General features: G+C 68.5%; 8 protein-coding genes. All 8 read right to left on the bottom strand.

What is annotated here, in order from left to right:
- Window positions 1-672: thiolase (locus Q7W02_15305; protein ID MDO8477535.1), on the bottom strand; the 672-nt coding region annotated here is incomplete at its 3' end.
- Window positions 669-1,094, bottom strand: a complete 426-nt coding sequence (locus tag Q7W02_15300; protein ID MDO8477534.1) for a Zn-ribbon domain-containing OB-fold protein — start codon at window positions 1,092-1,094, stop codon at window positions 669-671. The genes Q7W02_15300 and Q7W02_15305, both read right to left, overlap by 4 nt.
- Window positions 1,095-1,193: 99 nt before the next feature.
- Complete coding sequence (locus Q7W02_15295) at window positions 1,194-1,904, bottom strand: carboxypeptidase regulatory-like domain-containing protein (protein ID MDO8477533.1); 711 nt, start codon at window positions 1,902-1,904, stop codon at window positions 1,194-1,196.
- A 10-nt stretch (window positions 1,905-1,914) separates the two neighbouring features.
- Window positions 1,915-4,155 carry a c-type cytochrome gene (locus Q7W02_15290; GenBank protein ID MDO8477532.1) on the bottom strand — a complete coding sequence of 747 codons (2,241 nt, stop codon included), beginning with the start codon at window positions 4,153-4,155 and terminating at the stop codon, window positions 1,915-1,917.
- Between the two features lie 4 nt (window positions 4,156-4,159).
- The gene (locus tag Q7W02_15285; protein ID MDO8477531.1) at window positions 4,160-4,990 is read right to left on the bottom strand and encodes a c-type cytochrome; all 831 of its coding nucleotides are present in this window, start codon (window positions 4,988-4,990) and stop codon (window positions 4,160-4,162) included.
- 1 nt (window position 4,991) lies between these two features.
- On the bottom strand, window positions 4,992-6,719 hold the full coding sequence (locus tag Q7W02_15280) for a cytochrome ubiquinol oxidase subunit I (GenBank protein ID MDO8477530.1): 1,728 nt from the start codon (window positions 6,717-6,719) through the stop codon (window positions 4,992-4,994).
- A 3-nt stretch (window positions 6,720-6,722) separates the two neighbouring features.
- Window positions 6,723-8,033, bottom strand: coding sequence for a radical SAM protein (locus Q7W02_15275; GenBank protein MDO8477529.1), 1,311 nt, complete (start codon window positions 8,031-8,033; stop codon window positions 6,723-6,725).
- On the bottom strand, window positions 8,030-8,218 hold a 189-nt coding region (locus tag Q7W02_15270), incomplete at its 5' end, for a PCP reductase family protein (GenBank protein ID MDO8477528.1). The genes Q7W02_15275 and Q7W02_15270, both read right to left, overlap by 4 nt.

Below are 8,218 nucleotides of genomic sequence, written 5' to 3'. Positions count from 1 at the left end.
GCAGTCCTTCGCGCGGTCGGCGCGCGTCAGTACGACGGCGCCGCCCGCGTCGGTCACGAGGCAGATGTTCAGGACATTGAACGGGTAGCAGATGGGGCGCGAGTTGAGCACATCCGCAATGGTGATGGGCTCGCGGTTCTTGGCCTTCGGGTTGAGCGCCGCCCACTGCCGTGTGGAGACGGCCACCTGCGCCCACTGCTCGAGCGTGGTTCCGTGCTCGTGCATGTGGCGGGTGGTGATCATGCCGAACAAGGTAGAAGCGCCGCCGAAGCCGAAGGGCGCCTCGTACTGGCCGGGCAGCGCGGTGTCGCGCCTTGGAGTCACGCCCACGCCCGAGCGGCCGGACTCGCCGTGGCAGACGACGGCGACGTCGCAAAGTCCATGGTGCAGCGCGACCAGGGCGTGGCCGACCATGATGATGAAGGAGCAGCCGCCCACGGTCGTGCCGTCCACGTAGCGCGGCGTGATGCCGAGCGCCTCGCCGATGGTGGCCGGGGAATGCTGGCCCGCCGTGAAGATGCCGTCCACGTCGCTGATCTTGAGGCCGGCGTCCCGCACGGCGTTCCTGACGGCTTCGAGGTGCAGCGTCAGCATGCTCTTGTGCGGCAGCGTGCCCAACTCGTCGCTCTCGTCCGCCCCCACGATGCAGACCGAGTTGCGGAGCTCTTTCATCGCGCACCTCCCGCGGGCCGGAAGAGCGGCAGGGTGATCTCGTCGGTCTGCTTCTCGAAGACCACCTCGACGGGCATGTCACAGCGGATCTTCTTCGGATCGGGCTCGATGCCGACGAGGTTCGACATCATGCGCGGGCCTTCCTCCAGCTCGATCATGGCCAGCACGAAGGGCGGCTTGACCTTGAAGGCCTTATTAAAGGATTGGTAGCCGATCTCGAAGGAGTGGAGCTTGCCGCGGCCGCTCGCCTGGAACCATTCGATATCGGCGGCGTGACAGTGCGGGCAGAGGACGCGCGGGTAGAAGAAGGCGCGGCGGCAGGCGCGGCAGCGCGGCAGCATGAGCTTCTGCTCGCGCAGGCCCTCCCAGTAGGGCTTGGCTTCGGGCGTGATGGGCTGGGGCAGCGGGCGCTCGAGTTCCATGGCTCTCCGATCCAGTGCGAGGTTGGTGGCGGACCCCTCGGAGAGTAGACAGGACGGCGCGCGAGGTCAAGCGCAGTCCCTGTGCCGGGGCCCGAGATACTACTTCTTGCTCATCTCGAAGGTGACCTTGGTGGGCGCGCCGGCCTTGACCTCCACCTCCTGGCTCACCTTCCCGAGCGTCTCGTGCCAGACCTCGACCTTGTGCTTGCCGGGCGGGACGTTGTCGAGCTTGAACGCGCCGCTGTCGTCGCTCACGGAATAGGCCGCGTGCTCGCCCACGACGATCCAGCCCTGCATCCAGCCGTGCACGTCGCACTGCACCCTGACGACCTCGGGCTTGTCGAACTTCTCGGTCAGGACCTTCTTGAACTTGGGCTGCGCCTTGTTGATGGAGGGGTTGGCCGACGAGAAGGTGTGGATGTTGTGCAGGATGCCGTCGGAGTTCAGGATGTCCATTTCTGCCCCGGCCGGCACCACGAGCACGTGGGGATTGAACTGGCAGCCCTTCTGGTCGAGCGCGGGCTTCTGCGCGGGCTTGGGGGCCGGGCCCTTGGCGCCGGCGAGCGACACGACCGCGTTCTTGATGCCCTTGTTGGCACCCACCATGAGCTCCTCGCTCGGCCTGTCACTCCCGCAGACCTGGGGATCCTTGTTGACCTTGAGGGTCTTGGGCGCGGGGACCGTCCCCGAGAATTTCACCTCGCCCACGATGGAGCCCGCCCCCTGGGCGGTGACGGGGGTCGAGCCCGCCCACACGAGAGCGGCGGCGAGACCCAGGGCGCACAGCGCGGTTGTCCAGTGGCGCATCATGCTCTCCTCCTTATCCCCCCTGGGTCCGGGGCCTCGCGCGCCGGACCACGACCAGCTCGAGCGCGACGGTGACGAGGATCACCAGCGGGGGAATGACATACGGTTGGTTGGAGCCTGGCTCCTCCAGGCGGAGGTAGTACCACGACGAGAAGGACATCTTGCTCTCGGTCTCTCCGGCCCCGCCGTCCCAGGCCATGAAAGACACGGAGAGGAAGCGTCCGGCGGGGAACTCCAGATCCCCGGGATCCTTGGTGACGCGCGGCCGCTTGATCACGAGGCGGTACTGACCGTCGGCGAAGACTGCCGCGCCCTTGGCCTGGACGGCCTCGCCTGCCTGCGGGGTGAGCTTGCCGAGCCCCGAGGCGTTGGCCTCCCCCACGCCTGCGTCCGAGGCCCAGCGGAGGAGGTAGGCGGGGTTCGCGCCGTCGCCCATGAGCACGTAAGGGCGCTCGTTGCCCTCGGCCGGCTTGGCCGCGAACTGCAACGCGATCTGGTCGGCAAAGGTCTTGGCCTTGGCGTCGGGCATGGACTTGGTGGGATCGTCCCAGGTCAGGTGGAAGGCGATCTCGCTGTCGGTGTACACGGCGCGCACCGTGATCATGTCGATGGAGGGGTTGAAGTTGCGCGGGTCCACGATGACCTGCCCCGCCAGCGGGAAGGCGAAGGCCGGCTGCTGCGTCCAGAAGGCCACCGCCGGGTCGTCGGGGATGGCTCCGGCGACGGACCGCACGGTGAGCATCGTGGCGAAGGCGGCCTTGTCCTGCCCGAGCGAGCGCACGTAGTTGGCCACGTGCCAGATGTCCTCGGGCTTCTCCACGCTGTCGATGAAGGTCGGCATCGGCGTGCCCATGAGCCCCGTGGCCAGGCGTGTGGCGACGTCCCTGGTGGTGCTGCCACCACGGAAGTTCCACGGTTGCGTCAGGTTGGCGGCCCGTACCCGCTGCTCCCAGTCGTCCTTGAGATCGGGAGCCGAGGGACCGTCACCGCGCCCGCCGGCGCCGTGGCACTTGTTGCACTCGATGGCCTCGTACATCTCCTTGCCCCGCGCCAGCGACTCCTTGGACGAAGCCACTTCCTTCGGCAGCACGGCGGGCTTCGGCGCCTCCTTGAAGGCGTCGGGCGCGAAGGTCTTGATGTACGCGACGAGGCTCCACCGGTCCTTCTCGGGCAGCGCCTTCCACCCGGGCATGGAAGTGCCCGGCATGCCCTCGGAGATGATGCGGAAGAGGTCGGCGGCGGTGGGCGCCTGCCCCGAGACGCTGGTGCGGATCTTGAACTTGCCTTTGGTGAAGTCACGAGGCCGGGGCTCGAACTGGGAGGCGCCCGGTCCCGCGCCGTCACCCTTCTCGCCGTGGCAGAGCACGCACTTCTTCTCGTACACCGCCTTGCCCCGGGCGGGATCGCCCGCCTGCTGAGCCTCGGCCGCGCGCGGAGCGAGGAGCCCGAGCCCGGCCAAGCCCACGCCCTTCGCTGACGGGGCCACCGAGGAGTGCTTGTGCTCGGCAGCCTCCTCCCAGCGCCGTGGCTGGTAGCCCGTGGCGTCGTAGAGGTAGAGGACGACCTTCCAGATCTCCTCCTCGCCGAGGCGGTCCTCCCACGCCGGCATCACCGAGTTCCAGGGCGTGGACTCCTTCGGCAGCCCGGGCCCGCCCTTGGCGATCCGCCAGAAGAGGTAGGCCTCCTGCAGCATCGCGATGGTGCCGGGATCCGTGAAGTTCGCAGGAGGGGGGTTGAAGGCGTGGGCGAAGTGGCCGGCGCCGTCGAGGTTGTCCCCGTGGCAGTACATGCAGTTCCTGATGTAGATGACCGCGCCCTCGTCCACGTGCTTCTTGAAGTTGGCCGCATCCTTCCGGAGCGGGTTCTCGAGACCCTGGACGTCGATGGTCTTGCCGCGGAACGAGACCGACGCGGGCGGCGCCGGGTGGACCGCGCGCAGCTCGGGAGGCGCCTCCACAGTGGCCGCCGCCTGGCTGTAGGCGTAGTAGCCGAGGCCGAGCGGGAGGACGATCATCGCAGCCACGCGGATCGGCATGAGCGAGTCGTCCACCAGCAGGGCGCGCAGCGGCGCCACGAAGGCCCGCCACGAGTCCCCGTCCGAGGAGACGTAGACCAGCAGCGCGAGCAGGACGACGCCCATGTACAGCGTGATCACGCTCCAGGGCGCGGGCGGCTGGATGCCGAACCTGAACACGAAGAAGGTCACGACGAGGACTAGGACCGACTGGAAGAGCTTCGAACGGAACAGGCTCATGCGCTCATCTCTTCGCCGTCGCGGCCCCGTCACCCTTGAGGGTGAGGAGGAAGGCGACCAGGTCGAGATACTCGCGTGCGGTGAGGGTCTGGCCGAACGTGGGCGGCATGACGCCGGGCGGGTAGCCGGCCACCGTCCCGAGGGCGGCGGGGTTGAGGATCTTGCCCATGATGTACTCCGGCGTCTGGATGCGCGCGATCTGCGTCAGCTCGGGTCCCACGGGCGAGGCCCCGATGGCGCCGGCCTTGTGGCAGGCGATGCATCCGCCCTTGCCCATGAACACCGCCTGCCCCGCCTTGGCGTCGCCCGGCAGCCTGATCTCGGCGGCCTGGGCGGAGCCGCCTGCGGCCTCCGCGCCCGCCGTCTTCGGGATGTCGTCGAGCTTCATGTCCACGCTGCCGCCCTGCGACTGGAGGAACGCCGCCACCGCCCACAGCTCCGAGCGGTTGAGCCCGATGGGCGGCCGGTCCACCTTCGGCATGATGGCAGGGTAGCCCTCCACGAGGTAGGCGCCGGGATCGAGCAGCGACTCCACGAGGTAGGCCTTCGCGCTCATGCCCGGCTTCCGCTTGGCGGCGGTGGCACCGATGCCGGCGAGGTCTGGCGCACGGGTCCCTTTCTGGCCGATCCTGTGGCAGATCTCGCAGGTGCCCTTGTCCTTGAAGATCTTCTCCCCGGCCTTGACCAGTTGCTCCGGCGTCACGTTGCCGCCCTCCAGCGACAGATCCTCGGGGGGCCTGGACTGGATCTGCGGGATCGAGTTCGCGTAGTAGGTGTACGAGCCCATCACCGCCAGCGCGAACACCGACACCTTGAGCGGGACGGGCAGGCGCATCTCAGGCCGCCTTGCCCTTCTCGCCAAGGCTCCCCAGCCAGAAGATGAACATCACGAGGGCGAAGAAGATGGTCGTGACCACGGTGATCACGCTAGAGGCGTAACCGAGTGCCGGCGTGAACGCCTCCGGGGAAGTGTCGCGCAGCACGCCGTAGACGTGCCAGTGCTGGCGGATGCCGGAACGGGCGAAGCCCATGAGCCCCATGAGCCAGGTGAAGGTGACCGCCAGGAGGATCAGCACGTACTGGGAGCGTGGCGCGATGCTGCCCCAGCGGATCTCGCCCGTGGCCCGGGCGCCCCGGAACATGGGGATGTCGATGGCCATCACCACCACGATCGCGCTGAGCACGGCCGCTACCTGGTACACGGAGAAGCCGATCCTGACGATGGAGTCCACGAAGTAGCCGTAGACGCCGTAGAAGGTGACGATGGCGGCCGCGGCCCCGAGCGCCGCCCACTGGACGGCCATCCCGACGCCGGCCCAGGGCTTCGCGGACACCTTGTTGGCGCGGCGGTAGAAGACGAAGGACAGGAACGTCGTGAGGATCATCAGGTTGACGGCGGTGTTCTTCGCCGACATGACGCCGAGGAGCCCGAGGATCGGGTGGTGGGTGCCGCCCATGGCGCGCGTCTCGCGCAGCGTGACGATCAGGCTCCGGGGCGTCGCCCAGACCATGAAGCCCGCGGCCAGGACCATCAGGAGATACGGCACGTACTTGCGGTAGCGCTCCGACCCCGGGATGCGCTCCATGCCGAGCCAGAGATAGTAGTTGGAGCCGATGAAGAGGATGCCGATGAGAATGGCCTGGATGATCCAGAGCCACGACATGAAGCCGCCCATCATGGTGATGCCCATGGTCTGGTTGTAGGCGTAGATCTCGCGCCCCAGGTAGTAGCCCGCGAAGGGGAGCACGATGAAGGCGGACAGCGCCACGAAGTTGCCGACGTACCCCATCCAGTCGTAGCGCGCCCGCTCCTCGTCGGTCTTGGCGGACAGGAAGCGGAAGGCGGCGTAGGCCGCGCAGATGGTGCCGCCGAAGACGATGTTGGCGATGAGGCGGTGGATGTTGATGGGAATCCAGGTGAAGTTGTTGATGGCGCCCCAGAGGCTCTTGAGGTTCCCGGCCTCGTCGACGCCGCCGGGGGAGACCATGAAGGTGACCCACGAGTTGGCGACGACGAGGATGGCGGTGCCGATCAGATTCGACAGCACGCCGAGCGACACGTGGATCCACTTCCGCGGGCCCGAGAGCCAGTCCCAGCCGTAGTACCAGAGGTACACGGCGAAGGTCTCGAGGAAGAAGAGCAGGACGTAGACCCAGTAAGTCTGGAAGAAGATCCCCGTCAGGTAGTTCCAGACCTTGGGGTAGTAGCCGATCAGGAGGAAGAGGAGCGCGGCCCCCAGGAGCGCGGTGGTCGAGAAGGCGGCGAAGGTGAGCTTCACCAGCTCGTGTGCCAGCCAATCGTACTTACGATCGCCACTCCGCCACCCCATGATCTCGATGATGACGGCGAAGATGGGCACGCCCAGGATGAAGGCGGCGAAGTTGAGATGGATCTGCGCCACGGCCCAGACGGCGAGCCGCGAGTCGAAGATGGGAAAGGCGCGGTACTCCACGGCCTTGCCGGCCTCCTGCGCGAGCGCCGGATCCACCAGCAGCAGGAACAGCGCCGAGACGCCTAGGACGGCGAGGGTCGAGCGGCGCGCGACGCGGTCGAACAGGCTCACGGGCTAGGCTCGCGGCGCAAAGCGGGCGCCCCACCGCTGGCGGACCTCCGCGAGCATCGCGGGGGTGACGACGGCGTGCCCGGCCGTCCGCGCGTAGGCCTCCACCGCCTGCACCACCATGCCGCGGGCGAAGGAAGGGATCGCCTGCAGGCGAGCGCTGGCCGCCTCGCTCCAGGCAAGCTCCTTCGACACCTCGAGCCCGAAGGTCAGCGCCGCGGGCACCTCGATGGGAATGCCGCCGTGCGCGCCCGGCTGGTACGAGCAGGCGGGATCCTCGGCGAGGTAGTCGCCGGAGGTGGCGTACGCGCGGCAGCGGCAGCCGCCGCAGATCTTCGAAAACTCGCAGTCGCCGCAGCGGCCGTGGAGCCTCGACGTGCGGAGATCCGTGAAGACCGGGGCGGAGCGCCAGAGATCGGCGAACGAGCGCTCCCGCAGGCTGCCCACCGCGAGCGGCATGAACGGGGAGGGCGTCACGTCACCCTCGGGCGTGATCCGGCAGTAGTGTTTGCCGGCCGGGCACGAGCCCTCCGCGTAAGCCTGCAGCAGCGGGGATGTCGGGTCCATCTCCCACACGATCCGCCGGAACTGCGGCGCGCACCTGGCGCGGACGAGCAGGCCGTCAGTGCGCCCAGCGCCGGCGCCCTGGACCTTCGCCAGGTAGGTCAGGATGCGCTCGTACTCGGACGCCGCGATGTCGGTGAGCCCCTCCCCGCGGCCGCAGCGCACGAGGAAGAACAGGTTGAGGACGGTGGCGCCGAGCTCCCGCGCCAGGTCGATCATGTCCGGGATCTCCCCGAGATTCCACTCGGTGACCGACATGTGCAGCGAGAAGTCGAGTCCCTCGGCCCGACAGATCTCCGTCGCGCGCACGGCGCCCTGCCAGGCCCCCGGGAGGCGGCGGAAGGTATCGTGGCGCGAGGCATCCGTCGAGTCCAGCGACAGGCTCACGCCCTGCACCCCGGACTCACGCAGGAGCCGCGCCTGCCGCTCCCGCAGCAGCACGCCGTTGGTGCCCACGACCACCGTGAAGCCGCGCTCCCGCCCCGCGGCCGCCAGCGCCGGCAGATCCGGGCGCAGCAACGGCTCGCCCCCCGTGAGGATCAGGAAGATATTGGGGTTGACCTCGGCGATCTCGTCCATCACCCGCAGGCACTCCGTCGTGGACAGCTCATCCGGCCGGCGCGGCCCGGGCCCTGCCGAGATGTAGCAGTGGTCGCAGCGGAGATTGCAACGCCGGGTGAGGTTCCACGAGACCGAGTAGGCCGTGGGGACCCGCGTGCGGCCCGCGGCCTCGAGAGCGGGGAGTTCCGTCACGCGCCGGCTTCCGCACGGGTGCCGCGCGCCTGGCACATGGTGGAGCGGATCGCCACCATCCACTCCTCGCAGCGCGCGAGGTCGATGGTGGTGATCCCCGCCCCGCGCGCCGCCTTCTCGATCTCCTGCCGCGTCATCTCGCGCATGAAGCCCGCGGGGACGCGCTCGAGCCGCGCCTCGGCCTC

This window comes from Candidatus Rokuibacteriota bacterium (assembly GCA_030647435.1).
Classification (GTDB): domain Bacteria; phylum Methylomirabilota; class Methylomirabilia; order Rokubacteriales; family CSP1-6; genus AR37.
The sequence above is the reverse complement of the archived record's forward strand: the minus strand, read 5'-3'. Positions and strand labels throughout refer to the sequence as shown.

Excerpts from the sequence above, each read along its gene's own strand:
- Q7W02_15285 (MDO8477531.1), bottom strand. The coding sequence starts at position 4,990 with ATGCGCCTGCCCGTCCCGCTCAAGGTGTCGGTGTTCGCGCTGGCGGTG.
- Q7W02_15295 (MDO8477533.1), bottom strand. The coding sequence starts at position 1,904 with ATGATGCGCCACTGGACAACCGCGCTGTGCGCCCTGGGTCTCGCCGCC.
- Q7W02_15290 (MDO8477532.1), bottom strand. The coding sequence starts at position 4,155 with ATGAGCCTGTTCCGTTCGAAGCTCTTCCAGTCGGTCCTAGTCCTCGTC.
- Q7W02_15300 (MDO8477534.1), bottom strand. The coding sequence starts at position 1,094 with ATGGAACTCGAGCGCCCGCTGCCCCAGCCCATCACGCCCGAAGCCAAG.